24 protein-coding genes are annotated in these 24,617 nt (G+C 72.2%); 19 read left to right on the plus strand and 5 right to left on the minus strand.

Going from position 1 to position 24,617, the window contains the following annotated elements; all coding sequences use genetic code 11:
- The first annotated feature begins 2 nt into the window (after nucleotides 1–2).
- The 14 genes from murC (at nucleotide 3) to B4E97_RS02560 (ending at nucleotide 14,437) form a co-directional block, all read left to right on the plus strand.
- Nucleotides 3–1,463, plus strand: coding sequence for a UDP-N-acetylmuramate--L-alanine ligase (murC, locus tag B4E97_RS02495; RefSeq protein ID WP_029211441.1), 1,461 nt, complete (start codon nucleotides 3–5; stop codon nucleotides 1,461–1,463).
- Nucleotides 1,460–2,200, plus strand: a complete 741-nt coding sequence (locus tag B4E97_RS02500) for a cell division protein FtsQ/DivIB (protein WP_029211440.1) — start codon at nucleotides 1,460–1,462, stop codon at nucleotides 2,198–2,200. Before murC ends, B4E97_RS02500 begins: the two co-directional genes overlap by 4 nt.
- Before the next feature lie 161 nt (nucleotides 2,201–2,361).
- Nucleotides 2,362–3,702 (plus strand): cell division protein FtsZ, encoded by a 1,341-nt coding sequence (gene ftsZ / locus B4E97_RS02505; RefSeq protein WP_029211439.1) that lies wholly within the window; start codon nucleotides 2,362–2,364, stop codon nucleotides 3,700–3,702.
- Nucleotides 3,703–3,804: 102 nt separating this feature from the next.
- Nucleotides 3,805–4,551, plus strand: coding sequence for a peptidoglycan editing factor PgeF (gene pgeF / locus B4E97_RS02510; protein ID WP_029211438.1), 747 nt, complete (start codon nucleotides 3,805–3,807; stop codon nucleotides 4,549–4,551).
- Entirely contained in the window at nucleotides 4,551–5,306 is a 756-nt protein-coding gene (locus B4E97_RS02515; RefSeq protein ID WP_019287196.1) for a YggS family pyridoxal phosphate-dependent enzyme, read from the plus strand. Before pgeF ends, B4E97_RS02515 begins: the two co-directional genes overlap by 1 nt.
- A 42-nt stretch (nucleotides 5,307–5,348) precedes the next feature.
- Nucleotides 5,349–5,918, plus strand: coding sequence for a cell division protein SepF (locus B4E97_RS02520; RefSeq protein ID WP_019287197.1), 570 nt, complete (start codon nucleotides 5,349–5,351; stop codon nucleotides 5,916–5,918).
- A gap of 147 nt (nucleotides 5,919–6,065) precedes the next feature.
- A complete protein-coding gene (locus B4E97_RS02525; RefSeq protein ID WP_019287198.1) occupies nucleotides 6,066–6,347 on the plus strand; it encodes a YggT family protein in 282 nt (93 codons plus the stop codon).
- A 73-nt stretch (nucleotides 6,348–6,420) separates the two neighbouring features.
- Nucleotides 6,421–7,344, plus strand: a complete 924-nt coding sequence (locus tag B4E97_RS02530; protein ID WP_239264832.1) for a DivIVA domain-containing protein — start codon at nucleotides 6,421–6,423, stop codon at nucleotides 7,342–7,344.
- 127 nt (nucleotides 7,345–7,471) lie between these two features.
- Nucleotides 7,472–7,897: a TraR/DksA family transcriptional regulator gene (locus B4E97_RS02535; protein WP_019287200.1), complete on the plus strand. Its 426-nt coding sequence runs from the start codon at nucleotides 7,472–7,474 to the stop codon at nucleotides 7,895–7,897.
- Nucleotides 7,894–8,463 (plus strand): signal peptidase II, encoded by a 570-nt coding sequence (gene lspA, locus B4E97_RS02540; RefSeq protein ID WP_019287201.1) that lies wholly within the window; start codon nucleotides 7,894–7,896, stop codon nucleotides 8,461–8,463. Before B4E97_RS02535 ends, lspA begins: the two co-directional genes overlap by 4 nt.
- The gene (locus tag B4E97_RS02545; RefSeq protein ID WP_029211437.1) at nucleotides 8,456–9,388 is read left to right on the plus strand and encodes an RluA family pseudouridine synthase; all 933 of its coding nucleotides are present in this window, start codon (nucleotides 8,456–8,458) and stop codon (nucleotides 9,386–9,388) included. Before lspA ends, B4E97_RS02545 begins: the two co-directional genes overlap by 8 nt.
- 93 nt (nucleotides 9,389–9,481) lie before the next feature.
- Nucleotides 9,482–13,042: a DNA polymerase III subunit alpha gene (gene dnaE / locus B4E97_RS02550; RefSeq protein WP_286958585.1), complete on the plus strand. Its 3,561-nt coding sequence runs from the start codon at nucleotides 9,482–9,484 to the stop codon at nucleotides 13,040–13,042.
- Complete coding sequence (locus tag B4E97_RS02555) at nucleotides 12,969–14,246, plus strand: GrpB family protein (RefSeq protein ID WP_286958587.1); 1,278 nt, start codon at nucleotides 12,969–12,971, stop codon at nucleotides 14,244–14,246. The genes dnaE and B4E97_RS02555 overlap by 74 nt, the downstream gene beginning before the upstream one ends.
- Nucleotides 14,243–14,437: a hypothetical protein gene (locus tag B4E97_RS02560; protein WP_286958589.1), complete on the plus strand. Its 195-nt coding sequence runs from the start codon at nucleotides 14,243–14,245 to the stop codon at nucleotides 14,435–14,437. The genes B4E97_RS02555 and B4E97_RS02560 overlap by 4 nt, the downstream gene beginning before the upstream one ends.
- 9 nt (nucleotides 14,438–14,446) lie before the next feature.
- Here the strand turns inward: B4E97_RS02560 and B4E97_RS02565 are convergent, their stop codons facing one another.
- Together B4E97_RS02565 and B4E97_RS02570 are read right to left on the minus strand one after the other, a co-directional pair.
- Nucleotides 14,447–15,562: a GNAT family N-acetyltransferase gene (locus tag B4E97_RS02565; RefSeq protein ID WP_286958591.1), complete on the minus strand. Its 1,116-nt coding sequence runs from the start codon at nucleotides 15,560–15,562 to the stop codon at nucleotides 14,447–14,449.
- A gap of 23 nt (nucleotides 15,563–15,585) precedes the next feature.
- Nucleotides 15,586–16,662: a malate/lactate/ureidoglycolate dehydrogenase gene (locus tag B4E97_RS02570; protein WP_286958593.1), complete on the minus strand. Its 1,077-nt coding sequence runs from the start codon at nucleotides 16,660–16,662 to the stop codon at nucleotides 15,586–15,588.
- 29 nt (nucleotides 16,663–16,691) lie between these two features.
- Here B4E97_RS02570 and B4E97_RS02575 point away from each other — a divergent pair, with 29 nt between their 5' ends.
- From B4E97_RS02575 to B4E97_RS02590, 4 genes are all read left to right on the plus strand, one after another.
- On the plus strand, nucleotides 16,692–18,857 hold the full coding sequence (locus B4E97_RS02575; protein ID WP_286958595.1) for a S9 family peptidase: 2,166 nt from the start codon (nucleotides 16,692–16,694) through the stop codon (nucleotides 18,855–18,857).
- Nucleotides 18,854–19,678: a shikimate 5-dehydrogenase gene (locus B4E97_RS02580; RefSeq protein WP_286958596.1), complete on the plus strand. Its 825-nt coding sequence runs from the start codon at nucleotides 18,854–18,856 to the stop codon at nucleotides 19,676–19,678. The genes B4E97_RS02575 and B4E97_RS02580 overlap by 4 nt, the downstream gene beginning before the upstream one ends.
- Before the next feature lie 256 nt (nucleotides 19,679–19,934).
- Nucleotides 19,935–20,912: an SPFH domain-containing protein gene (locus tag B4E97_RS02585; RefSeq protein WP_029211431.1), complete on the plus strand. Its 978-nt coding sequence runs from the start codon at nucleotides 19,935–19,937 to the stop codon at nucleotides 20,910–20,912.
- Between the two features lie 41 nt (nucleotides 20,913–20,953).
- Nucleotides 20,954–21,133: a hypothetical protein gene (locus tag B4E97_RS02590; protein ID WP_414632780.1), complete on the plus strand. Its 180-nt coding sequence runs from the start codon at nucleotides 20,954–20,956 to the stop codon at nucleotides 21,131–21,133.
- Between the two features lie 97 nt (nucleotides 21,134–21,230).
- On the opposite strand, the gene B4E97_RS02595 is transcribed toward B4E97_RS02590, so the two are convergent.
- Nucleotides 21,231–21,623: a VOC family protein gene (locus B4E97_RS02595; RefSeq protein ID WP_286958597.1), complete on the minus strand. Its 393-nt coding sequence runs from the start codon at nucleotides 21,621–21,623 to the stop codon at nucleotides 21,231–21,233.
- A 311-nt stretch (nucleotides 21,624–21,934) separates the two neighbouring features.
- Here B4E97_RS02595 and B4E97_RS02600 point away from each other — a divergent pair, with 311 nt between their 5' ends.
- Nucleotides 21,935–22,492 carry a hypothetical protein gene (locus tag B4E97_RS02600; RefSeq protein WP_029211429.1) on the plus strand — a complete coding sequence of 186 codons (558 nt, stop codon included), beginning with the start codon at nucleotides 21,935–21,937 and terminating at the stop codon, nucleotides 22,490–22,492.
- Between the two features lie 153 nt (nucleotides 22,493–22,645).
- On the opposite strand, the gene B4E97_RS02605 is transcribed toward B4E97_RS02600, so the two are convergent.
- Complete coding sequence (locus tag B4E97_RS02605; protein WP_286958599.1) at nucleotides 22,646–23,437, minus strand: ABC transporter permease; 792 nt, start codon at nucleotides 23,435–23,437, stop codon at nucleotides 22,646–22,648.
- A gap of 7 nt (nucleotides 23,438–23,444) precedes the next feature.
- Entirely contained in the window at nucleotides 23,445–24,563 is a 1,119-nt protein-coding gene (locus tag B4E97_RS02610) for a CPBP family intramembrane glutamic endopeptidase (RefSeq protein WP_286958601.1), read from the minus strand.
- Between the last annotated feature and the right edge of the window lie 54 nt (nucleotides 24,564–24,617).

A 24,617-nucleotide genomic window follows, 5' to 3' on the forward strand; every position in this document is an offset into this window, starting at 1 on the left:
CGATGAGCGTCCACCAGGACCGGTTCGACTTCACGGCCCCCGTCGTCCCGATCTCTGAGCTGGGAAGCGTGCACGTGACCAACGTCGGGGGCGCGGGCATGTCGGCCGTGGCTCGGGTGCTCCTCGGCCGTGACGTGCCGGTGAGCGGGTCCGACCCCAAGGACCTGCCGGTGCTGGACGCGCTGCGCCAGGCGGGCGCCGACGTGCACGTGGGTGCCCGGCCCGAGTCCGTGGACCAGGTCGACACCGTCGTCGTGTCCTCGGCGACCCGAGAGACCGATCCCGAGCTGGCCCGCGCCCGTGGGCTGGGCAAGCGCGTCCTGCACCGGTCGCAGGCGCTGGCCAGCGCCGCCGACGCCCGTCGGGTGGTGGCCGTGGCCGGTGCCAACGGCAAGACGACGACGACGTCCATGCTCACCGCGCTGCTGATCGACGCGGGCGCCGACCCGTCCTTCGCCATCGGGGGCGAGCTGGCCGGGCTCGGCACCAACGCGCACGCCGGCGGGGGAGAGGCCTTCGTGATCGAGGCCGACGAGTCGGACGGCTCCTTCCTCGTCTACCACCCCGAGGTCGCGATCGTCACCAACGTGCAGCCCGACCACCTCGACCACTACGGCACCTTCGAGGCCGTCCAGGACGCCTACCTCGACTTCGCCCGCAGCATCCGCCCGGGCGGGCTGCTCGTGGCCTGCGCCGACGACGCCGGGTCGGCGGCGCTCGCCCGTCGCGCCTCCGACAGCGGGGTGCGCGTCCTCACCTACGGCACGGACGTGTCGGCCGACGTGCGGGTGCTCGGGCACGAGGTGGACGGCTTCCGCACCGTGGCCCGCGTCCTCGACGGCGACGAGGAGGTGCGGCTGGCGATCGCCATACCGGGCGCGCACAACGTCCTCAACGCCACGGCCGCGTATGCCGCCGCCCACCACGGCCTCGGGGTCGGGGCGGACCGCGCGGCCACCGGTCTCGGGGCCTACACCGGCACGCGGCGCCGGTTCGAGCTCAAGGGAGAGATCGGCGGCGTCACCGTGGTCGACGACTACGCGCACAACCCCGGCAAGGTCGCTGCCGTCGTCGGCACCGCCGCGGGGCTCGTGCAGCGACCCGCGCGGCTCGTCGTGGTCTTCCAGCCGCACCTGTACTCCCGGACCCAGGACTTCGCGGTCGAGCTCGCCGCGGGGCTACGCCCGGCGGACGTCGTCGTCGTCATGGACGTCTACGCCGCGCGCGAGGACCCCGTCGACGGGGTCTCCGGAGCCCTGGTCGCCGACGCGGTCCGGGACCTGGCGGCCCGCGACGGTGGCCCCTCCTGCGAGGTGCACTACGTCGCCGGGTGGCCCGAGGCGGCCCCGCTGGCCGCGGGACTCGCGCGGGCCGGTGACCTCGTCCTGACGGTCGGCGCGGGCGACGTGACGCAGCTGGGTCCGCAGATCCTCGCAGCCGTGGAGGAGGGCGTCCGCCGGTGAGGATCCGTCGTCCCGGCGGCCGCGGCGAGGGTGGGTCGTCGCGAGCCCGGTTCGAGGACCGGGCTCGCAGTGCCCGGCGTCTGCGCTGGCGTCCGATCCTGCTCACCCTCCTCGCCGCGGTACTGGTGGCCGGCCTCGTCTACGTCGTGTGGTTCAGCTCGGTGCTGGCCGTGCGCTCCGTCGTGGTCGAGGGCGTGCAGGGGTCGCAGGCCGAGGCCGTCCGCCGCGCCGCCGACGTGCCCCTCGGGGTCCCCCTCGCCCGGGTCGACCTCGAGGGCCCGGGGCAGCGGGTGACGCGCTCGCCCCTCTACGCCTCGGTCGACGTGGCCCGGCGGTGGCCGAGCACCGTCCTGGTGCGCGTGGAGCCTCGACGTCCGGTCCTCGCCCTCGACCGAGGGGGTGACGTCCAGCTGGTCGACGGCCAGGGCGTCGCCTACCTCACCGCTCCCGAGGCGCCCAAGGGTGTGCCGGTCGTGACCAGCCAGGGCGCAGCCACCCCCGAGGGTCTCAAGACGGCCATCTCGGTCCTGTCGGCCCTGCCGCCGGAGCTGCGCTCGACCGTGTCGGCCGTGCGGGTCGAGGGCCCCAGCATGGTGACCTTCCAGGCCGGCAAGACCAAGGTGCTGTGGGGGGACAGCACTGAACCTCAGCTGAAGGTCAAGGTGCTGTCGACCCTGCTGAAGGGCGCTCCTGCCACGGTCAACGTCAGCGCTCCGCACGCGCCTGCCACGACCTGACGCGATCGCTGGGCCATGCGGGTGGCAACACGCCTGGTCGAAGGTTGCTCCGTGCGACGCACAGGACGTACCTTTCTCTCGACGCTCTATAACAGAACCATAACCTTGCACTCAACCTTTAGGGTTAAGGGTTGGTTGCCCCCAGCAGGAGAGGCCCCACCGTGGCAGCACCACAGAACTACCTGGCCGTCATCAAGGTCGTCGGCATCGGCGGCGGCGGTGTCAACGCGATCAACCGCATGATCGAGGTCGGCCTCAAGGGGGTCGAGTTCATCGCGATCAACACCGACGCGCAGGCCCTCCTGATGAGCGACGCGGACGTCAAGCTCGACGTGGGGCGCGAGCTGACCCGCGGGCTGGGTGCCGGGGCGGACCCCGAGGTCGGCAAGAAGGCCGCCGAGGACCACGCCCAGGAGATCGAGGAGGTCATCCAGGGCGCCGACATGGTCTTCGTCACCGCAGGCGAGGGCGGCGGCACCGGCACCGGTGGCGCGCCCGTCGTCGCCAAGATCGCCCGCAACCTCGGTGCGCTCACCATCGGCGTCGTGACCCGTCCGTTCACCTTCGAGGGCCGTCGCCGCGCCAACCAGGCCGAGTCCGGCATCGGCAACCTCCGCGAGGAGGTCGACACCCTCATCGTCATCCCCAACGACCGCCTGCTGTCGATCAGCGACCGCAACGTCTCCATGCTCGACGCCTTCCGCAGCGCCGACCAGGTGCTGCTGTCGGGTGTCCAGGGCATCACCGACCTCATCACGACGCCGGGCCTGATCAACCTCGACTTCGCCGACGTCAAGTCCGTCATGCAGGGCGCCGGGTCGGCGCTCATGGGCATCGGCTCGGCCCGTGGCGAGGACCGCGCCGTCCAGGCGGCCGAGCTCGCGATCTCCTCGCCGCTGCTCGAGGCCAGCATCGACGGCGCCTACGGCGTCCTGCTGTCCATCCAGGGCGGCTCGGACCTCGGCCTGTTCGAGATCAACGAGGCGGCTCGCCTCGTGCAGGAGGCCGCGCACCCCGAGGCCAACATCATCTTCGGATCCGTCATCGACGACGCCCTCGGCGACGAGGTCCGCGTGACCGTCATCGCCGCCGGCTTCGACGGCGGCGACCCCCAGCCCCGCCGCGAGGAGCCGGCCCAGCGCCCCGCGCAGCAGCCCGCGCAGCAGCAGACCCAGCAGCGTCCGGCCCCGCAGCCGGTCCAGCAGCAGCGTCCCGTGCAGCAGCCGGTGCAGCAGCGTCCGGCGCCGCAGCAGCCGCAGCGGGCCCAGGGTCAGCAGCCCCAGCAGCCCCAGCAGTCCCAGCAGCAGGGTCAGCCCTCGCAGCAGCAGGCCCAGCCGGTCCAGCAGCAGGGACAGCCCCAGCAGCAGCCGCAGCAGGGCACGCCCGGGCAGGTCCGCCCGGCCGAGCAGCAGCAGGGCGAGCAGCAGCCCCAGCAGCGCCCCCCGCGCCAGGTGACCTACGACGACGCCGCCGACCTGGACGTCCCGGACTTCCTGAAGTAGGGAGGGACTCGGCCCGTGAGCCTCCTCACGGAGCCGGCGCCCCGATCCACGTGAGGCCCCCGCCGACCCGGCGGGGGCCTCGCGTGCCGCTACCCTCGTGGGGTGTTCGCCCACCAGCAGCAGGACGGGCCCGTGTGGCGGGCCTTCACCGACGCCCATGACGGCGTGAGCGACGCGCCGTACACCGCCGGCCGCGACGCCGCCGGAGGCCTCAACCTCGGCAGCCACGTCGGCGACGACCCCACCGCCGTGAGGTCCAACCGGCGCCGGGTCGCCGAGGCGGCTGGGGTCGCTCCGGAGGCGCTGGTCCTCGTCGACCAGGTGCACGGCGCCGAGGTCGTCCAGGTCGACGGACCCTGCCACGGGTCGGCCGGTGAGGCCGACGCGATGGTGACCTCCCGGGCTGGACTGGCCCTGGCCGTGCTCGTGGCCGACTGCACGCCGGTGCTGCTCGCCGATCCGGTGGCGGGTGTCGTGGGGGCCGCCCACGCCGGACGTCCCGGGATGCTGGCCGGTGTGGTGCCCGCGACGGTGGCCGCGATGCGCGACCTCGGGGCGCGCACCATCAGCGCGGTGGTGGGCCCGTCGGTCTGCGGTCGCTGCTACGAGGTGCCCGCCGAGATGCAGCAGGCGGCCGCGAGGGTCGTCCCGGAGGTGCTGGCCCGCACCTGGGCCGGGACCCCATCGATCGACGTGGCCACCGGCGTCGTGACCCAGCTCGCCGGGCTGGGGGTCGCCGTGACGTGGGTTCCTGGCTGCACCTACGAGGACGCCCGCTTCTACTCCTACCGCCGCTCCGGCACGACCGGACGGTTCGGGGGAGTCGTGCTGCGACGCGAGGTGGCCTGATGACGGACGCACGCTCGGTCGAGCTCCGCGACGCCCTTGCCCGCGTCGAGGAGCGGATCGTCGCCGCCTGCTCCGCGTCCGGCCGTGACCGGGGCGACGTGCAGCTCGTGGTCGTCACGAAGTTCTTCCCCGTCGAGGACGTCCGCCGCCTGCTCGCGCTGGGCGTGACAGACGTCGCGGAGAACAAGGCGCAGGAGGCCTCCGCCAAGCTGGAGAGGCTGACCGCTGACGAGCGTGCCGCCCTCACCGTGCACTTCGTCGGTCAGCTGCAGACCAACAAGGCCCGTCAGGTGGCCGCCTGGGCCGACGTCGTCCACACCGTCGACCGGGCCCGTCTCGTCGCGGCCCTCGACCGGGGAGCCGAGCAGGCCGGGCGCGACCTGGACGTGCTGCTGCAGGTGGATCTGGACGCGCCAGGGGAGGCCGACGAGCAGGGCCACGCCGACGGCGGCCACCGCGCCTCGGGGTCCCGCGGCGGGGCGCCGGCGGACGGCATACCGGCCCTCGCCGACGAGGTCGGCCGGGCGGAGCACCTCGAGCTGCGTGGCGTGATGGCCGTCGCACCTCGCGGCGGAGACCCGGAGCGGGCCTTCGCCGCCCTGGCCCGGGTCGCCGACGGGGTGCGGTCCGCGCATCCTCGTGCGACCCTGGTGTCCGCCGGGATGAGCGGCGACCTCGAGCAGGCCGTCGCCCACGGAGCGACACACCTGCGTGTCGGGTCGGCAATCCTCGGGCCCCGCCCGGCGCCCCGGTAGCGTTCGGCACGACGTGACCGACGACTGAGCAGGAGATGCGCGATGGCTGGGGCGCTGCGCAAGACCATGGTCTACCTCGGACTTGCCGAGGACGACGACTACGACACCTACGACCGCCAGGAGGCCGGGGCCCGCGACTCGCGCCCGGCCGAGGCGCACAAGCCCGAGCCGGCCCGCCGGGAGCCGCACCTCGTCGAGGCCCGCTCCGACGCGCGGTCCGACGACCGTGCGGGCGCGACGGCGGTCCGCGAGGAGCACCGCGCCTCCGTCGCCCACCTGCCCCAGCGCACCCCCGTGGCGCGCGTCGTCCGCGACCCGGAGGTCGGCCCGATGAACCGCATCACGACGATCCACCCCCGCACCTACAACGAGGCCAAGACCATCGGCGAGTCCTTCCGCGAGGGCACGCCGGTCATCATGAACCTCGGTGACATGGCCGACGACGACGCCAAGCGCCTCGTCGACTTCGCCGCCGGCCTGGTCTTCGGTCTCAACGGAGCCATCGAGCGGGTCACGAGCAAGGTCTTCCTGCTCACCCCGCAGCACGTCGAGGTCTCCTCCGAGGAGTCCGAGGCGCCGCAGTCGACGCGCGGCTTCTTCAACCAGAGCTGAGCCACCCGCACCGCCCGGCCCCAGCCGGGCGAAGGCGCAGGCCCCCGGGAACGCCACGGGGTCCTGCGCCGTTGTGCTGGACGGCGACCCGCACCCGACGACGACCGCCCCGGACACCCGGGTCGGTGGCAAAGGACCTCCGTAGACATGAGCATCCGTGGCCTGCTGCTGAACCTCCTGTGGCTCTACTGGCTGGTGCTGATGGCCCGGCTGGTCCTCAGCTATGTCGTGATGCTGGCGCGCGACTGGCGACCCCGCGGGGTGGTGCTCGTCCTGGTCGAGGGGGTCTACTCCCTCACCGACCCGCCGTTGCGGGCCCTGCGCCGGGTGATCCCGCCCCTGCGCCTGGGAGGCATCGCCCTCGACCTGGCCTTCATGGTGCTGTTCCTCATCGTGATCGTCCTCATGCAGGTCGTGGCCAGGGTGTAGGTTTTCCGACGAATGGCCCCGGGGACCTTGGTGGTTCCGGGCCCGACCGCATGACGAACGAAGAGGTGGACACATGGCGCTCACGCCTGATGACGTGCTCAAGAAGAGCTTTGGGGCGACCCAGTTCCGACGGGGCTACGACGAGCGCGAGGTCGACGACTTCCTCGACGAGGTGGTCAGCGAGCTGCGTGACCTGATCGCCGAGCGCGACGACTACAAGCGCAAGTACGAGGAGACGGCCCGAAGCAAGGGCCAGACCCCGGTGCCGGCCAAGGGCCGGGCCGCTGCGGCACCCTCCGCCGAGCTCGACAAGCTCCGCGCCGAGGTCGCCGCCGCCAACAAGCGCGCCGACGACGCGACCCGCCAGTCCACGGCGGACGGTGGCGCGACCAGCGCCGCCGCCCGCACCGAGGTCACCCAGCTGCGCCAGCGGCTCCAGGCCGTCGAGAAGGACCTCGAGTCGACCCGCACCGAGCTGACCAAGGCACGGTCGGCCGCCCAGCAGGCCCAGCAGGCGAAGGCTCCGGAGAAGTCCGGCGACGCCGACGAGGCCGCGGGCCTCATCGCCCTGGCCCAGCGCCTGCACGACGAGCACGTCGCCAAGGGCAAGGCGGAGCACGAGCGGCTCCTGACCGAGGCGCGCCAGCAGCGCGAGACGCTGATCAGCGAGGGCACCCGCAAGCGCGAGGAGCTCGTCACCACGGCTCAGCGCCGGCACGACGAGCTGGTGGCCGAGGGCCAGGAGCGCCACAAGAAGCTCATCGCGGACGGCACCACGCAGCACGAGACGATGATCGGCGAGGCGACCAAGCAGCGGGAGAGCATCCTCGCGACCCTGGTCACCGAGAAGGCCACGCTCGAGCAGGCCGTCGCCTCCCTGCGGGCCTACGAGGTCTCCTACCGCGACAGCATCAAGACCTTCCTCACGACTCAGCTGCAGGAGGTGGAGCAGGCCCGCCTCGCTCCGGAGCAGCAGCAGCCTCCGCAGCAGCGCTGAGACAACGAGGCACGTCTGTCGCACAGGGGGTCGAACGGCTACCCTGTGCAGACCTCGCACGCCGTTGGCGTGACGAGTCGGTCGGCGCCGGGGGGCGTCGACCTCACCACGAGCAAGTGAGGGCATCATGGCTGGCAAGTCCGGAGGGCAGTCGACGACCGCGACCTCGACCAAGGGCACCGCTGACGACGCCACCTGGTCGACGGCCGAGGTGGCGGAGCTGCGCGAGACCCTGCAGGGTGAGATCGACCGGTTGACGCGGGAGCTCGCCGAGGCCCAGACCGATCTGGTCGACCTGGTGCAGGACACCCAGGACATCGTGGGTGACGACCAGGCCGACGTGGGGTCCAAGGCGATCGAGCGTGAGCACGAGGCCGCGATGGCGGCCAACACGCGCGACGTCCTCGCGCAGTACCAGCACGCGCTCGAGCGCGTGGACGCGGACCTGCAGGGCGTGTGCGAGAGCTGCGGCGGGGTCATCCCCAAGCTGAGGGTCCAGGCCTTCCCGCGCGCCACGCTGTGCGTGGCGTGCAAGTCCGCGCAGAAGCGGTGACCTCACCCGTCGACGACGACGCACGCGACGCCGGGGCGACCCGTGCGTCGCGGCGCCGTGTCTGGCCCCTGCTCGTCCTGCTGGCCGTCCTGACCTTCGCCGCCGACCAGGCGAGCAAGGTCTGGGCGCTGGGCGCGCTCGTGCCGGGCGCGCCGCGCGACCTGCTGGGGTCGTTCCTGCGGCTCAACCTCATCTTCAACTCCGGCGCGGCGTTCTCGCTCGGCGCCGGGACGACCTGGCTGCTGACCATCGTCGCGGTGGTCATCGGGGTGCTGGTCGCCTGGCACGCCCGCCGCATCGTCAGCGTGCCGTGGGCCGTCGCGGGGGGCCTGGTGCTGGGCGGCCTGCTCGGCAACCTCTACGACCGGCTGTTCCGGCCCCCGTCCTTCGGCCAGGGCCACGTCGTGGACTTCCTCGACTACAACGGGTTCTTCATCGGCAACGTCGCGGACATCGCGATCGTCGCCGCAGCGATCCTCGTCGCGCTGCTGTCCTTCCTCGGGATCTCCTACGACGGCACCCGGGCCACCGACCACGCCCCGTCCGAGGAGGACACCCATGCCTGACGTCCGGATGCTGCCCGTCCCCGACGGCCTCGAGGGCGAGCGCGTCGACGCCGCCGTCTCCCGCCTCTTCGGGGTGTCCCGCACCAAGGCGGCCGAGCTCGCCGCGGACGGCCACATCCAGCTCGACGGCCGCGCCGCGGGCAAGTCCGACCGGGTCACCGCCGGGGCCTGGCTCGAGGCCACCCTCCCCGACCCGGTGTCCGAGGACGCGCCGGCCGTCGTGCCGCGCGAGGTCCCGGGCCTCGCGATCATCCACGACGACACCGAGATCGTCGTCGTGGACAAGCCCGCCGGCTGCGCCGCGCACCCGAGCGTCGGCTGGGACGGTCCGGACGTCGTGTCCGGGCTCGCCGCCGAGGGCTACCGCATCTCGACGTCGGGCGCGGCCGAGCGCCAGGGCATCGTGCAGCGCCTCGACGTGGGCACCACCGGCCTGATGGTGGTGGCCAAGTCCGAGCGGGCCTACACCGTGCTCAAGCAGGCCTTCCGCGACCGGACGGTCTCCAAGACCTACCACGCGGTCGTGCAGGGCCTGCCGGACCCCATGGTCGGCACCATCGAGGCGCCCATCGGCCGGCACCCCAACCACGACTGGAAGTTCGCGGTCCGCCAGGAGGGCCGCCACTCGGTGACCCACTACGAGGTGCTCGAGGCCTTCCGCCACGCGTCGCTGCTCGAGATCCACCTCGAGACCGGACGCACGCACCAGATCCGCGTCCACTTCAGCGCCCTGCACCACCCCTGCGTCGGCGACCCCCTCTACGGCTCCGACCCGGTCCTGGCCCGGCGCGTCGGCCTGGACCGGCAGTGGCTGCACGCCCGCGAGCTGGGCTTCACCCACCCCGGCAGCGGCGAGTGGGTCACCTACCAGAGCCCCTACCCGGCCGACCTGCAGCGGTCGCTGGACCTGCTCCGCGAGGGCTGACCGAGACGCCTGACGGCGGCCCGTCGAGGCGGCGGGACGGCATACGGGATGTCCGGGAGGGGTCTGTCGGACCGCGGGCATAGACTGCCGCCGATGTCCTCGCCAGCAGCCTCCAGCAAGTCCTTCGTGCACCTGCACAACCACACCGAGTACTCCATGCTCGACGGTGCCGCCCGCATCGACGACCTCTTCGCCCGGTCCGCCGAGATGGGGATGCCGGCGGTCGCGACCACCGACCACGGCTTCATCTTCGGGGCCTACGAGTTCTGGAAGAAGTCGACCCGGCACGGGGTCAAGCCGATCGTCGGGATCGAGGCCTACCTCACGCCGGGGACGCACCGCACCGACAAGACGCGGGTGAGGTTCGGCGACGGCGGTCGCGACGACGTCTCGGGCTCCGGCGCCTACACCCACATGACGATGTGGGCGCGCAACAACGAGGGCATGCACAACCTCTTCCGGCTGTGCTCGCTGGCCAGCCTCGAGGGCTACTACTTCAAGCCGCGCATGGACCGCGAGCTGCTCCAGACCTATGGCAAGGGCCTGATCGCCACGACCGGCTGCCCCTCGGGCGAGGTCCAGACCCGGCTGCGCCTCGGGCAGTACGCCGAGGCCCGCCAGGCGGCCAGCGACTACCGCGACATCTTCGGCGCCGAGAACTTCTTCTGCGAGCTGATGGACCACGGCCTGGACATCGAGCGGCGTGTCCACAAGGACCTGCTGCGCCTGGCCAAGGAGCTCGACCTGCCGCTGGTCGCCACCAACGACCTCCACTACACCGACGCCGCGGACGCCAAGGCCCACGCCGCCCTGCTGTGCGTGCAGTCCGGCTCGACGCTGATGGACCCCAACCGGTTCAAGTTCGACGCCGACGACTTCTACCTCAAGAGCCCCGAGGAGATGCGCCACCTGTGGCGCGAGCTGCCCGAGGCCTGCGACAACACCCTGCTCATCGCCGACATGTGCGACATCTCGTTCAGCGAGGGCGAGGGGCAGTACATGCCCCGCTTCCCCTGCCCCGAGGGCGAGGACGAGACCAGCTGGTTCGTCAAGGAGGTCGAGCGCGGCCTGCACGCCCGCTTCCCCGAGGGCATCCCGGACTACGCCCGCAAGCAGGCGGCCTTCGAGACCGAGGTCATCGTCGGCAAGGGCTACCCCGGCTACTTCCTCGTCGTCGCCGACTTCATCAACTGGGCCAAGGAGAACGGCATCCGGGTGGGACCGGGCCGTGGCTCCGGTGCCGGCTCGATGTGCGCCTATGCCATGCGCATCACCGACCTCGACCCGGTGCCGCACGGTCTGATCTTCGAGCGCTTCCTCAACCCCGAGCGCCAGTCGATGCCCGACTTCGACGTGGATTTCGACGAGCGCCGCCGCGGCGAGGTCATCAAGTACGTCACGGAGAAGTACGGCGAGGAGCGCGTCGCCCAGATCGTCACCTACGGCACGATCAAGGCCAAGCAGGCCGTCAAGGACGCCGGACGCGTGCTCGGCCACCCCTTCGCCGTCGGCGAGAAGCTCACCAAGGCCATGCCGCCGGACGTCATGGGCAAGGGCATCCCGCTGTCGGGGATCTTCGACCCCGCGCACAAGCGGTATGCCGAGGCCGCGGACTTCCGCGCGATGCACGACTCCGACCCCGTGGCCCAGGAGGTCGTCGCCACCGCGCGCGGCCTCGAGGGGCTGAAGCGCCAGTGGGGCGTGCACGCCGCCGGCGTCATCATGTCCAGCGAGCCGCTGATCGACCTGATCCCCATCATGCGCCGCGAGGCGGACGGGCAGATCATCACGCAGTTCGACTACCCGAGCTGCGAGACGCTCGGCCTGGTCAAGATGGACTTCCTCGGCCTGCGCAACCTGACGATCCTCGACGACGCCATCAAGAACGTCGAGATGAACCGCGGCGAGACCATCGACCTGGACGGCCTGTCCAAGGACATGACCGACCCGGCGACCTATGACCTGCTGGCCCGCGGCGACACCCTCGGCGTCTTCCAGCTCGACGGCGGCGGCATGCGCTCGCTGCTGCGGCTCATGCAGCCCGACAACTTCGAGGACATCTCCGCCGCCCTCGCGCTCTACCGCCCCGGCCCGATGGGCGCCAACGCGCACACCAACTTCGCGCTGCGCAAGAACGGCAAGCAGGAGGTGGACTACATCCACCCCGAGCTGACCGAGGCGCTCGAGCCCATCCTGTCCATGACCTACGGCCTGATCATCTATCAGGAGCAGGTCATGGAGATCGCGCAGAAGCTCGCCGGCTACACGCTCGGCAACGCCGACCTGCTGCGCCGCGCCATGGGCAAGAAGAAGAAGGAGGTGCTGGACGCCGAGTTCGCCAACTTCGAGCAGGGCATGCTCGACAACGGCTTCTCCAAGGACGCGGTCGCCAAGCTGTGGAGCATCCTGCTCCCGTTCTCCGACTACGCGTTCAACAAGGCCCACACCGCGGCCTACGGCGTCGTGTCCTACTGGACGGGCTACCTCAAGGCCAACTACCGCGCCGAGTACATGGCGGCGCTGCTCACCAGCGTGCGCGACGACAAGGACAAGTCCGCGCTCTACCTCAACGAGTGCCGGCACATGGGCATCAAGGTGCTGCCGCCCGACGTCAACGACTCCATCGGCTACTTCGCCGCCGTCGGCGAGGACATCCGCTTCGGCCTGGAGGCGGTCCGCAACGTCGGCGCCAACGTCGTGGTCGAGATCATCAAGGCCCGCGAGGACAAGGGCGCCTTCACCTCGTTCAAGGACTTCCTGCACAAGGTGCCGGCGGTCGTGTGCAACAAGCGCACCATCGAGTCCCTGGTCAAGGCCGGTGCGTTCGACTCCCTCGGGGAGTCCCGCCGCGGCCTCGCCGAGGTGCACGAGCCGTATGTCGAGGCCCTGGTGGACGTCAAGAAGAAGCTTGACCAGGGGCAGGACTCACTCCCTGGGTTCGGCGGCGAGGGCGACGCTTCGGCCGATGGCTCGGACTCGTTCGCTGGCATGCCGCCGGTCCCGACGCACTCGTGGGACAAGCAGGTGACGCTGCAGTACGAGCGCGAGATGCTCGGGCTCTACGTCTCCGACCACCCGCTCTTCGGGATCGAGCACATCCTGCACCAGGCGGCGGACACGTCCATCGCGTCGCTGAACGGCGAGGACGGCAAGCCGGACGGGGCGACCGTGACGATCGCGGGTCTGATCACCGGCCTGCAGCTCAAGCGCACCAAGAAGGGCGACCTGTGGGCCATCGCCACGGTCGAGGACCTCGACGGCGCCGTGGAGTGCCTGTTCTTCCCGTCGACCTACATGACCGTCGCCACGATGCTGTCGCCGGACACCGTCGTGGTCGTGCGCGGGCGGGTCAACAAGCGGGACGAGTCGACCTCCATCTATGCGCAGGACCTGACGCTCCCTGACCTGCACGAGGGGCCGCGCGGGCCGGTGGTGCTCAACCTGCCGATGACCCGGGCGACCAACGGCATGGCCGAGGCGCTCAAGGACGTCCTGCTCAACCACCCGGGCACGACCGAGGTGCACGTCAAGCTCACCCAGCCGGGGCGGTCCGTGCTGATGCGGCTGGAGGACAACTTCCGTGTGGACGCGACGTCGGCGCTGTTCGGAGACCTCAAGGCGCTGCTGGGGCCGGCCTGCCTGGCCAACGGCTGACGGTGACCGTGCCGACGGTCGAGGTCGTCTCCGGCACCGACGCAAACCTCGTGGCGGACCGGTTGCGTGCGCTGGACGCCGCAGCGCTGTCGCCCGGACTCGTCACGGTCTGCGTGGTCGAGGCCGCCGGGGTGGCGCCGTTGGTGCTGGCCGCGCCGGGGGCGCCGCTCGCGGGCAGCGACGTCATGCTCAGCTGGGGTCACGGCGTGACGCGGGACGCGCTGGTCGACCGGCTCTGGGGCGAGCGGATCGAGCCGCTCGCCCGCCGCCTGGCCGGGCTCACGGGCCGTCACCCGCGCCGGCGCGGCTCGTCGAGCATGACCAGCGCTGGGGCGTCGTCGCGCACCGTCAGCTGTCCCGCCTGGCGCGGGCGCTCGGCGAGGCGGGCGTCGATCGCGGTGGCTCGGGTGGCTTGGGTGGCTTCGGCTACGAGCACATCGGGTCCACGGCGGTGCCGGGGCTGCTCGCCAAGGCGTTCGTCGACCTGCAGGTCGGCGTCGACGAGATCCCTGCTGCCGGCGGCGCGTTCGACGAGGCGCTCCTGCGGTGCGGCTACCTGCCCGCGGTGGGGTCTCGGCCCGACTCGCCCGGCGTCGACCGGGACCTCGAGATGCTCCCGGCTGCGTGCGCCGAGGAGGACTATCGCAAGCGCCTCTTCTACCGCCCGGACCCCGCGGCGCCGGTCATCCTGTACGTCCGGCGGGCCGGGACGCCGTGGCACGACTACCCGATCCGCTTCCGCGACCTGCTGCGCGAGTCCACCCAGCATCGCGAGCGCTACGCCGCGGTCAAGACGGCTGCCGCGCAGGCGCACGCCGACGACGCGGACCACGACGACTGCACGCGGGCCAAGGGCGAGGTGATCCGCGACGTCCTCGTGGCGGCGGGCTGCGAGCCGGGGCGGCTCGAGAGGCTGGCCCCGCTGCCGGTGACCCGACCCGAGACGGCGACCCCGCGGCGCACCCGGCATACGGCTCGGGTCCTGCCCGTCGACCCCTCGGGCCGCGTGCTGCTGCTGCACGGGGTCGACCCGGACGACCGGCAGCACCCGCTGTGGTTCAGCCTGGGCGGCGAGATCGACCCGGGCGAGGACCCGGTGACGGCCGCGCTGCGGGAGCTGCGGGAGGAGGTCGGCTGGTCGCGGCGCCCGGCGACGTCGTCGTGCTGGGGGAGCAAGCGATCGAGTTCTCCTGGGGGAGCGTGACCTTCGACCAGCGGCAGGTCATCTGCGCCGTCCGCGTCCGCTCCACCGACGTGGACCTGTCCGGGCAGGACGCGGTCGAGCAGGCCACCATCGACGAGGCACGGTGGTGGGCGCCGGACGACCTGGCCGCCACCACCGACCTCGTCGGCGAGGGCCTGCTCGCCTGGGTGCGGCGCGCCGTGGCGCGCTGACGGCGGGGGTCAGGCGTCGCGCAGCAGGACCCAGTGCCGCATGTCGTCGTACGACCCGTCGTCGCGGGCGCAGAACTCCGGCTCGTGGCCCCACTCGGCGAACCCCGCGCGCTGCAGCACGCGCGCGCTGGCGTCGTTGTCGGCGACGGTGGAGGCGAGGAGGCGCCGCAGGCCCAGTCCGCCGTCCGCCGCGTCCGCCCAGGCGTGCTCGATCGCGAGGCGCACGGCGCCCGAGGCCAGCCCGCGCCCTCGCGCCGACGGGAACAGCACGTAGCCGATCTCGGCGGTCCCCGGCTGCTGCCCCTCGAGGATGAGGCACAGGTCGCCGCGTGCGCGGTCGCCGGCGGTGTCGGCGATGCACCAGTGCACGCTCTGCCCCAGCGACATCCGGACCCGCCGGCGCAGCACCCACGCCTCGAAGGTCGACGGTGTTGGCTCGGCCCCCGGCGGCATGAAGTGGGTCGGGGAGTCGCCCGGCTCGCAGCTCGCCCCGTCGTCGTCGCGCCAGGCGCGCAGGCGCACGTCGCTCGACTCGCGCGTCACGGGGTCGAGCCACAGGGACGCCGGCCGGTCCAGGTCGTCCTCCCGCCCGACGCTCGCCACCCATGCGTCCGCCAAGCCGTCCGGGTGGGGGAGATAGCCCGGGAGGGTCGCGTGCCGTGCGAACCCGCACGACCAGGCGACCCGCCACGAGGCGAGGTGGCCGGCCATCGCCATCCAGGTCACGCGCTCCCCGCCCTGCTCCCACCACCACCGGCAGACGAGGCGCAGCGCGCGCGCCGTCAGGCCGTGGCCGCGGGCCTGCGGGTGGAGCCCGAAGCCCACCTCTGCGCTGCCACCGCCCCGGGGTCGCAGGTCGATAGTCCCGGCGAAATCCGGTGCGCCGTCGGGGTGGTCGAGCCACTCTATGGCCCACCAGCGTCCCCGGTCGGGGAGAGCCCACTCCTGACGGGTCATGGCCAGGAAGGCCTGCGCCGCACCCGCGTCGTAGGGGCGCGGGACGGTCGTCCACCGCAGGCTCGCGGGGTCCGTGCACTGCTCGACGATCGCCGGGACGTCGGCGTCGGTGTGCGCCCGCAGGAGCACCACGCCGTCGGTCAGCTCGGGGACGGGGGTGTGGGTCATGCCACCCATCCTGCACCGTGGGGTCAGGCGGTGGGCCAGCCCTCGATCACGTCGGCCGGCACGCCCACCGCGCGGGCACCGTCGAGGATCTGGGCCCACGTCGTCGCGTCGACCGGGACCCCGTCGCGACGGGCCTCCCGGGCCGCGACCTCGGGCTGCCCCGGCAGCAGCACCGGCTCGCCGGGGACCGCGGGGCGGGAGGCGGCCACGGACTCCAGGAACAGGTCGGTCTGCTCGGCCATCGCGCTGCCCTCGAAGGCCTCGGGGGACAGGACGATCGACAGGAGGTTGTTGACGATGGCGGCCTCGTGCGTCGTCGTGGCGGCATGTGTGGTGAGGCCCCCGCTCACGGCGCCGGCGAACAGCTCGGCCATGACCGCGAGCCCCGACCCCTTGTGCAGCCCGAACGCCGTCAGCGCTCCGTGGGGCTCGGTCCACATCACGCCCGGGTCGGTCGTGGGGCGGCCCTCCGCGTCGAGGGCCCGACCCGGCTCGAGGGGGAGACCGGCGTTGTGGGCGACGCGGGTCTTGCCCAGCGCGACCGTCGACGTGGCCATGTCCAGCAGCACAGGGTCCTGGCCCTCGCGCGGGACGGACAGGCACACGGGGTTCGTGCCGAAGCGGCCGTCCGTTCCCCCGAAGGGGGCGACATACCTCTCGCCGACCACGCTGGCCAGGTGGATCGAGACGAGGCCGGCGCGGGCGCACTGCTCGGCCCAGTGGCCGATCCGACCGACGTGGTGCGAGCCGCGCACGGCGGTGACGCAGACGCCCAGCTCGCGCGCCCGAGCGATGGCGAGCTCCATCGCCTCGTGGGCCACGACCTGGCCATAGCCCTGGCCACCGTCGATCGTCAGGACCGCGCCGGCGTCCTTGACGACGGTCGCACCGACGCCCGGGTGCAGCTCGCCGACCGCCAGCGCCTCCAGATAGTTCGGGACCATGCCGACGCCGTGCGAGTCGTGCCCGGCGAGGTTGGCCGCGACCAGGTGGTCGGCGACGAGCCCCGCCTCGCGGGCGTCGCTGCCGGACGCCTGGACGATCGTGCTCACGACCTCGTGGAGCAGCGTGGGGTGGACGGTCAGCGAGGGTACGGTCATGCCTCCTTCATATCGGCTACCGTGCCCGGGTGACCAACCCATCACCCCAGCCTCCCGTGGCGCGTCGCGTCGAGACGATTCGTGAGCACCACGGGGACCGCGTCGTCGACCCCTACGAGTGGCTGCGGGACAAGGGCTCGCCCGAGGTCGTCGCGCACCTCGAGGCGGAGAACGCCTACACCGAGGCCATGACGGCGCACCTGGCGCCGCTGACCGAGCAGGTCTACGACGAGATCCGCACGCGCACGCAGGAGACCGACCTCAGCGTCCCCTCGGCCTACCGCGGGTGGTGGTACTACTCCCGGATCAGCGCCGGAGAGCAGTACGGCCGCGAGTGCCGCGTGCCGGTGCGGCCCGGCGAGCTGCCGCCCGAGCTGACCGACGGTGCGCCGCCGGCGGGGGAGCAGGTCCTGCTCGACGCCGAGGCGCTCGCGGCGGACGCCGACTTCTTCGGCGTGGGCTCCAGCGAGATCAGCCACAACGGCACGCTCTACGCCTACGCCGTCGACCTGACCGGTGACGAGGTCTACGACCTGGTCGTGACCCGGGTCGGTGACGACCCCACCCGCACCGGGCCCGTCGGCGAGGTCGTCGACGACGCCGTCCACAAGGTCGGCTACGGCCTGGCCTTCTCCCGCGACGGGCGGCACGTGTTCTACGCCCGCAACGACGACGCCTGGCGGCAGTTCCAGGTGTGGCGCCACGAGGTCGGCACCCCGGCCGACCAGGACGTGCTGGTGCACGAGGAGACCGACGAGCGGTTCTGGGTGGGCGTCGGGTCCAGCCGGGACGACGCGTGGATCATCATCGCTGCGGGCTCCAAGGACACCTCGGAGACCTGGCTGCTGCCCGCCGACGACCCCTGCGGCGAGCCTCGCTGCGTGGCTCCTCGCCGCGAGGGGGTCGAGTACGACGCCGAGCCCGCCGGGGACCGCCTGCTGATCACCCACAACGCCACCCACGAGGACTTCGAGCTGGCCCAGGCGCCCCTCGGCAGCACCTCGGCGGAGGACTGGCAGAGCCTGTATGCCGCCGCGCCGGGCGAGCGCGTCGTGGGGGTCGACGCGTTCCAGCGGCACGCGGTCGTCTCGCTGCGGCGGGACGGCCTGACCGCGCTCGCCGTGATGGACCGGACGGACGCCCCTGGGGGAACGGTCGGGCCGGACGGCGGCGGCTTCGGACCGATGCGGCCGCTGGTCATGGACGAGGAGCTCGGCACGATCGGGGTGGGGGACAACCCCGACTACGCCTCGCACGTGCTGCGGATCGGGTTCACCTCCCTCGTGACGCCGCGCAGCGTCTACGACGTCGACCTCGTGACCGGGGAGCGCACCCTGCTGCGCCAGACCCCGGTGCTCGGTGGCGTCGACCTCGGTGACTACGTCCAGCACCGGGAGTGGGCGAGGGCGGCCGACGGCACGCGGATCCCGATCTCGGTGGTGCACCGCAAGGACGTGGTCGCCGACGGCACGGCCCCCGGGCTCGTCTACGGCTACGGGTCCTACGAGGCGAGCATGGACCCGTGGTTCTCCGTGGCGCGGCTGTCGCTGCTGGACCGGGGTTTCGTCTGGGCGCTCGCGCACGTGCGCGGCGGCGGCGAGATGGGGCGCCAGTGGTACCTCCAGGGCCGGATGCAGCACAAGCGCAACACCTTCACGGACTTCGTGGCGTGCGCCGAGCACCTCGTCGATGCGGGGTGGGTGGCGCCGGACCGGCTGGTCGCCGAGGGCGGCTCGGCCGGGGGCCTGCTCATGGGGGCGGTCGCCAACCTCGCGCCGGACCGCTTCCGGGCGATCCACGCGCAGGTGCCCTTCGTCGACGCGCTGACGACGATCCTCGACCCGAGCCTGCCGCTGACCGTGGGGGAGTGGGAGGAGTGGGGCAACCCCCTCGCCGACCCCGAGGTCTACGCCTACATGAAGGGTTACTCGCCCTACGACAACGTCGCGGCGCGCCCCTACCCGGCGATCCTGGCGACGACCTCGCTCAACGACAGCCGGGTCTACTACGTCGAGCCCGCCAAGTGGGTGGCGCGGTTGCGCGAGCTCGCGACCAACGACCTCACGACGCGTCCGATCCTGCTCAAGACCGAGATGGTCGCCGGGCACGGCGGCGTCAGCGGGCGCTACCACGCCTGGCGCGAGGCCGCGTTCGAGTACGCCTGGCTCATCGACCAGGCAGGAGCGTCCTCGTGACCGAGCGGATCACCAAGGACACGCAGCTGTGCCTGTCGCTGTCGGCGCGACCGTCCAACATCGGCACGCGTTTTCACAACTACCTCTATCGCGAGCTCGGGCTGGACTACGTCTACAAGGCGTTCACGACCTCGGACATCACGGCGGCGATCGGTGGCGTGCGCGCTCTCGGGATCCGCGGCTGCGCGATCTCCATGCCGTGGAAGGAGGACGTCATACCCCTGGTCGACCAGATGACCGAGTCCGCGGCAGCGATCGAGTCGGTCAACACCATCGTCAACGACGACGGCCACCTCGTCGCCTACAACACCGACTATCTCGCCATCCGCAATCTCCTTGCGTCCCACGGGGTCTCGCCGACGGACGACTTCGCCGTCCTCGGCTCCGGCGGTATGGCGAAGGCCGCGGTCGCCGCCCTGACCGACGCGGGCTTCACCAACGGCCATGTCGTGGCGCGGAACTCGCGCACCGGCCCCGCCCTCGCCGCGAAGTACGGCCACCGCTGGGCGGACTCGCTCGGCGACCTGCGACCCGCGTTGATCCTCAACGCGACTCCCGTCGGTATGGCGGGCGGGCCCCAGGCCGAGGAGCTGCCGGTGCCACGGCCCGCCGTGGAGGCAGCCCGGACGGTGTTCGACGTGGTGGCGTTCCCCGCGGAGACGCCGCTGATCCGGCTGGCGCGTGAGCTGGACCGGCGCGTCATCACCGGAGCCGAGGTGATCGCCCTGCAGGCGGCCGAGCAGTTCGTGCTCTACACCGGGGTGCGCCCGAGCGACGAGCAGGTCGCCCGAGCCTCGGCCTACTCCCGCGAGACCGCCTAGTCGAGACTCTTCAGTACTGCGGTTCGTCGCAGGAGCGGATGAGTTCGGCGGTCGACCGAGCGTCGTCGGCGGTGACCTCGACGTGGCCTGTCCGACCGCGCTCGCAGGTCGTCCGGGCTCACGCCATCACTGTGCCTCGACGTCCGAGCAGGAGACGAGGTCTCGAATCGTGCCCGGAACCCCTTGCGCCCTAGCCGCGTCGAAGGTTTAAGTGATATCAAAAAGATGTCACACAACGACCAGCCAGGGGGACGCCATGAGCACGCAGCAGCCGCACGACCAGACCATCGACCCGCAGACCGCCCCACCGTCAGCGCGCCCCGTCGGCCACCAGGGCACGCGCGTCGACGTCAACGAGCGCCCGGCGTTCGCGGTCGACGGCTTCCTGGCGCTGGCCCTGTCGCTGCTGCTGTTCGCCGGAGGCATCTGGCTGATCATCAGCGGAGCGATCACGGCCAACGAGACGGGCCAGCCCCCGATCGGCAGCTTCGTCGGTGGCGTGGTCGTCATCCTGCTCGCCGCGATCGTGGCCAGCGCGGTCGTCATCATCCAGCCCGGCCAGACCAAGGTGATCCAGTTCTTCGGACGGTATGTCGGGACGGCGCGCCGCACCGGTCTGACGATGGTCATGCCGTTCACCTCCAAGCGCGGGGTCTCGGTGCGCGTCAACAACTTCGAGACGAACGTCCTCAAGGTCAACGACGCCGACGGCAACCCCGTCGAGATCGCCGCCATCGTCGTCTGGCAGGTCGCCGACACGGCCCGCGCCAGCTTCTCGGTGGAGCACTACGAGAACTTCGTCCGGGCCCAGTCCGAGTCGGCGCTGCGCCACGTGGCGATCTCCCACCCCTACGACACCGACAGCGACGAGGTCGAGTCGCTGCGCGGGTCCACCGACGTGGTGTCCGGCGAGCTGGCCTACGAGGTGGCCGAGCGCGTCGTCGTCGCCGGCGTCGAGATCGTCGAGGTGCGGATCTCCCACCTGGCCTACGCCCCCGAGATCGCCCAGGCGATGCTGCAGCGCCAGCAGGCGTCCGCCATCGTGGCGGCCCGCTCCCGGATCGTCGAGGGTGCCGTCGGCATGGTCGACATGGCCCTCGCCAAGCTGGAGGAGCAGGACATCGTCGAGCTGGACGACGAGCGCAAGGCCGCCATGGTCTCCAACCTGCTCGTGGTCCTGTGCGGCGAGTCCAAGGTCGCGCCGATCGTCAACACGGGATCGCTCTACCAGTGACCCCTCCACGGGAGCGTCGCGGCGGGGGCGAGCGCAAGCAGGTGCTGCTGCGGCTCGACCCCGCCGTCCACGACGCCCTCACCCGGTGGGCGGGTGACGAGCTGCGCAGCGTCAACGCGCAGGTCGAGATGGTCCTGCGGGACGCACTCAAGAGATCGGGCCGTATGCCGAAGGACGCGGGGCCGCTGCCTCGCCGCGGCAGGCCCCCGACCTCTGGGTGACGGCCACGAACCGACAGGGGTCGGTTCGTCGAGAGGGCACGGCGTGTCCCTTGCCGGATCGACCCTGTCGCAGGGGGACCCGCCCCAAACCCCCCGGTCAGTCGGCGACGAGCTCGAGCTCGAAGCCTTCGGCGTTCTCGACGAACAGCGCGGTGTGCTGCGGGCCACCCGCGTGGGGATAGCGGTCTGCGAACACCTCCACCCAGCCGTGCCGTGGACACTCCGCCCGCATCCGGTCGAGCTGCGCGCGATCCGTCACCCGCAGGGCGAGGTGGTTCAGCCCGGCATGGGTGCGGTGGTGGGCGCCGTCGACGGCCGCGGACTGCTCCAGCACGATGTACATCCCGCTGGTGTGGTGCCAGGTCCGGCCGAGAGGCCAACCGGGGTCGGTCTCGGCGGTCCATCCGAGCGTGGTCAGGAGCCAGTCGAACGACGGCGCCGTCCCGGCGATGTCCGTCGTCCAGAGCTCGATGTGGTGGACGACATTCATGCCTGGAGCGTATCGGGGTCGCGGCGGGTCAGCGCCATACGAGTGAACCGTGGGGGAGAGGTGCATCCAGGTCGGGCACGGCCCGGGTGCGGCCGACCCGTTCGTCGCACCCGGATGGGAGACGTCCGCAACCCCTCCTAGCGTGGGGGCACCATCGACTGGCTGCCCGACTCCGACCCTGCGATCCGGTGGCAGGTCCTTCGTGATCTGACCGATGCCCCGCCAGAGAAGGTGGCGAGCGAACGTTGCCTCGTCGCCCGGGCCGGCTGGTGGCTGAGGCCCTCCCGAGCGGTCCCCTCTAGGGTGGGCCCATGAGCGCCGAGCCCACCCTCATCGTCCTGCTCGAAGGCGTCAGCGACGTCGCCGCCGTGCGAGCGATCATGCACCGCAACGACATCGGCGGCGACCACGTCGAGCTGCGCAACCTGCAGGGCGTCACCAACGTGGGGCGGGTGCTGCCGGAGATCCGGCAGCTGCAGCCGGACGCCGACGTCCTGGGGATGTGCGACGCGGCCGAGGCGAGGTTCGTCGAGCGGGCGCTCGTCGCCGACGGCCTGCCGGTCAGCGACGCGAGCGATCTCCCGGCCTACGGCTTCTTCGTGTGCGAGGCGGACCTGGAGGACGAGCTGATCCGCGCCCTCGGGACGAGTCGCGCCGTCGAGGCGATCCAGAGCGCCGGGCTCGGCGGCAAGCTCGAGGCGCTGCAGATCCAGCCGGCGTGGGCCGACCGTCCGCTGGCCGAGCAGCTCCATCGCTTCTGCGGTGTCGCGTCCGGGCGCAAGGAGCAGGTCGCCGGGGTGCTGGCCGCCGAGCTGTCGCGCGACGAGCTGCCCGAGCCGCTCTCGATGCTTCTCGACCGGATCGCCTGACCTCTCAGCCGCGGACGCGCGAGTCCCAGCTCCAGCTCGTCTGCCGGTCACGGTCGCCGAGGGCGGACCGCCCGGACTCTCGGCAGCGGGCATCTGGGCACTGTCGCACCCGCTCAGGACGGAACGCTACTGGTTTCGCCCCGCGACGCCTCCTCAGTCGGTGCGGCGGCCATAGTCGCCGATGCGGCCACGCGCGACCAGCTCGAGCATCGCCACGACAGCGAGCGCCTGCACGAGCAGCAGCGCGGCTAGGACGACGAGCTGGACGGCGGCGGCCTCGAGCGGCGTCGCCCCGCCGAGCAGCGTCCCCACGAACGCGCCGGGCAGCGTCACGAGGCCCACGGTGCGGGTCTGGTCCATGCCGGGCACGAGCGCGAGGGCGGCGTCCTCCCGGGCGACCAGCAGGGCCGCGTCCCGGTCGACGAGGCCGATCGACTGGCCCGCCTCGAACTCCCCGTGCCGCGTCGTCAGCGCGTCGAGGGTGCGCTTGCCGGCGAGCGTGGTCGCCGTCATGGCGTTGCCGATGAGGATGCCGAGGATCGGGACCAGCGCCACGGGTCGCAGCGGGATGACGCCGGAGGCGGCGAGCGCCACCCCGACGGGCACGGCCCCGATGCACACCGGCGCCGCCGCCCACCAGGTCCCGCGGCCGGGCAGCACCCGGCGACCGGCGGTGAGGGAGGCCACGCCCAGCATCAGGGCGACGAAGGCGAGGGTGAGCCACCAGCTCCCGAGCACCGCGGCGATGAGCAGCCCCACCACGCCCAGCTGGACGGTCGCCCGGGCGGCGGCGGTGAGGGTGGCGCCGGAGTGACCGAGGCCGCCCCACCGGTGCACCGCTGCGGCCGCGAGCGCGAGCAGCGTGACGACGAGCACGAGGCGGACGACGTCGGCGGTGCTGCCGACGGAGACGAGCGAGGATCCGGAACCCGTCGCGGGACCCATGGCCTGGTCAGCCGCCGTATGGCGGGTGCCATCCGCCGGCCTGGCCGCCCGCCTGCCCCGGTACCTGCCCCGGTGGCTGCCAGGTGGGCGACTGCTGCGGCGGCGCGGGGGACCAGCCGCCCTGAGGCGCGGCAGGCTGCGCCGGCCAGGCCTGTCCGGCCGGCAGCGGCACCTGGGGCGGTGGCGGGATCTGCGGGGTGGAGCGGCGCTGGATCCCGGCGCGTCGTGCCTGCCACGAGACGAGGGCGTAGGCGATGGACATGATCACGACCGAGGTCAGCACGGGCAGCGGGGACCCCTTGGTGTCGCCGTCGATGAAGCCTTCGTCGAAGCCGCCGAGCGTGAGCGACAGCGCCATGACCAGCATGTTGTTGACGATGTGCAGGGCGATCGCAGCTTCGAGCCCCCCGGTGCGCCAGGTGAGCAGGCAGGCGCAGACGGCAAAGACGGCGAGGTCGGCGAAGATCCACGGGTCCGAGCTGCCGTGCGCGGCCCCGAACGTCAGGCAGGACACGACGATCGGCACCGCGAGGGCCACCCAGCGGTGGGCGAACCACGACCCGATGCTCTGCATGACCCACCCGCGAAAGAGCAGCTCCTCGCCGGCGCACTGCAGGGGGGTGGTGAGGAGCATGATCACCAGCAGGGCCGCCCACTCCTTGGAGCGTCCGCCCTCCGGCAGCCCGTCGACGAGCGTGCCGATGGCGAGGTAGGCGAGCCACAGGGGCGCGAGGACCGCCAGGCAGCGCGCGAACCAGCCCCAGCGGAACCGGCCCGTCACCGACTGCAGCCAGCGTGGGTTCACGGTGTGCCCGACCCAGATCGCGAACAACGACACCGGGATCAGCGCGGCGAGCATGAGGTTGGTCGACAGGAAGGCCGACGGCGACATCCGGCCGGACGCCGCCGAGTCCGTCCACTCCTCGAGGTCGCCCCCGGCCCCGACCACCACCGCCGCCGCGATCCCCGAGATCGCGATGACGACCATGAGGAGCGAGGCGACCACGATCACGATCGACAGCAGCGGGCGCCACCACCGGTGGCGGGGGCCCCGCAGGAGCTGGTGGTACTCCGTCGGCACGCCCGGAAGGTCGGGCAGTCGGTGAGGCGCCAGGGGGATCGTCATACGGCCCATTGTGGCTGAGACGACCGACAGGCCTGTCCGACCCACCGCCTAGAC

It is taken from the genome of Arsenicicoccus sp. UBA7492 (assembly GCF_002479615.1).
Lineage (GTDB): Bacteria > Actinomycetota > Actinomycetes > Actinomycetales > Dermatophilaceae > Arsenicicoccus > Arsenicicoccus bolidensis.

Excerpts from the sequence above, each read along its gene's own strand:
- B4E97_RS02610 (WP_286958601.1), bottom strand. The coding sequence starts at position 24,563 with ATGACGATCCCCCTGGCGCCTCACCGACTGCCCGACCTTCCGGGCGTG.
- dnaE (WP_286958585.1), top strand. The coding sequence starts at position 9,482 with ATGTCCTCGCCAGCAGCCTCCAGCAAGTCCTTCGTGCACCTGCACAAC.
- B4E97_RS02515 (WP_019287196.1), top strand. The coding sequence starts at position 4,551 with ATGACGGACGCACGCTCGGTCGAGCTCCGCGACGCCCTTGCCCGCGTC.
- murC (WP_029211441.1), top strand. The coding sequence starts at position 3 with ATGAGCGTCCACCAGGACCGGTTCGACTTCACGGCCCCCGTCGTCCCG.
- B4E97_RS02585 (WP_029211431.1), top strand. The coding sequence starts at position 19,935 with ATGAGCACGCAGCAGCCGCACGACCAGACCATCGACCCGCAGACCGCC.
- B4E97_RS02535 (WP_019287200.1), top strand. The coding sequence starts at position 7,472 with ATGGCTGGCAAGTCCGGAGGGCAGTCGACGACCGCGACCTCGACCAAG.
- B4E97_RS02565 (WP_286958591.1), bottom strand. The coding sequence starts at position 15,562 with ATGACCCACACCCCCGTCCCCGAGCTGACCGACGGCGTGGTGCTCCTG.
- B4E97_RS02570 (WP_286958593.1), bottom strand. The coding sequence starts at position 16,662 with ATGACCGTACCCTCGCTGACCGTCCACCCCACGCTGCTCCACGAGGTC.
- B4E97_RS02545 (WP_029211437.1), top strand. The coding sequence starts at position 8,456 with ATGCCTGACGTCCGGATGCTGCCCGTCCCCGACGGCCTCGAGGGCGAG.
- B4E97_RS02520 (WP_019287197.1), top strand. The coding sequence starts at position 5,349 with ATGGCTGGGGCGCTGCGCAAGACCATGGTCTACCTCGGACTTGCCGAG.
- B4E97_RS02530 (WP_239264832.1), top strand. The coding sequence starts at position 6,421 with ATGGCGCTCACGCCTGATGACGTGCTCAAGAAGAGCTTTGGGGCGACC.
- B4E97_RS02600 (WP_029211429.1), top strand. The coding sequence starts at position 21,935 with ATGAGCGCCGAGCCCACCCTCATCGTCCTGCTCGAAGGCGTCAGCGAC.
- B4E97_RS02525 (WP_019287198.1), top strand. The coding sequence starts at position 6,066 with ATGAGCATCCGTGGCCTGCTGCTGAACCTCCTGTGGCTCTACTGGCTG.
- B4E97_RS02595 (WP_286958597.1), bottom strand. The coding sequence starts at position 21,623 with ATGAATGTCGTCCACCACATCGAGCTCTGGACGACGGACATCGCCGGG.
- B4E97_RS02605 (WP_286958599.1), bottom strand. The coding sequence starts at position 23,437 with ATGGGTCCCGCGACGGGTTCCGGATCCTCGCTCGTCTCCGTCGGCAGC.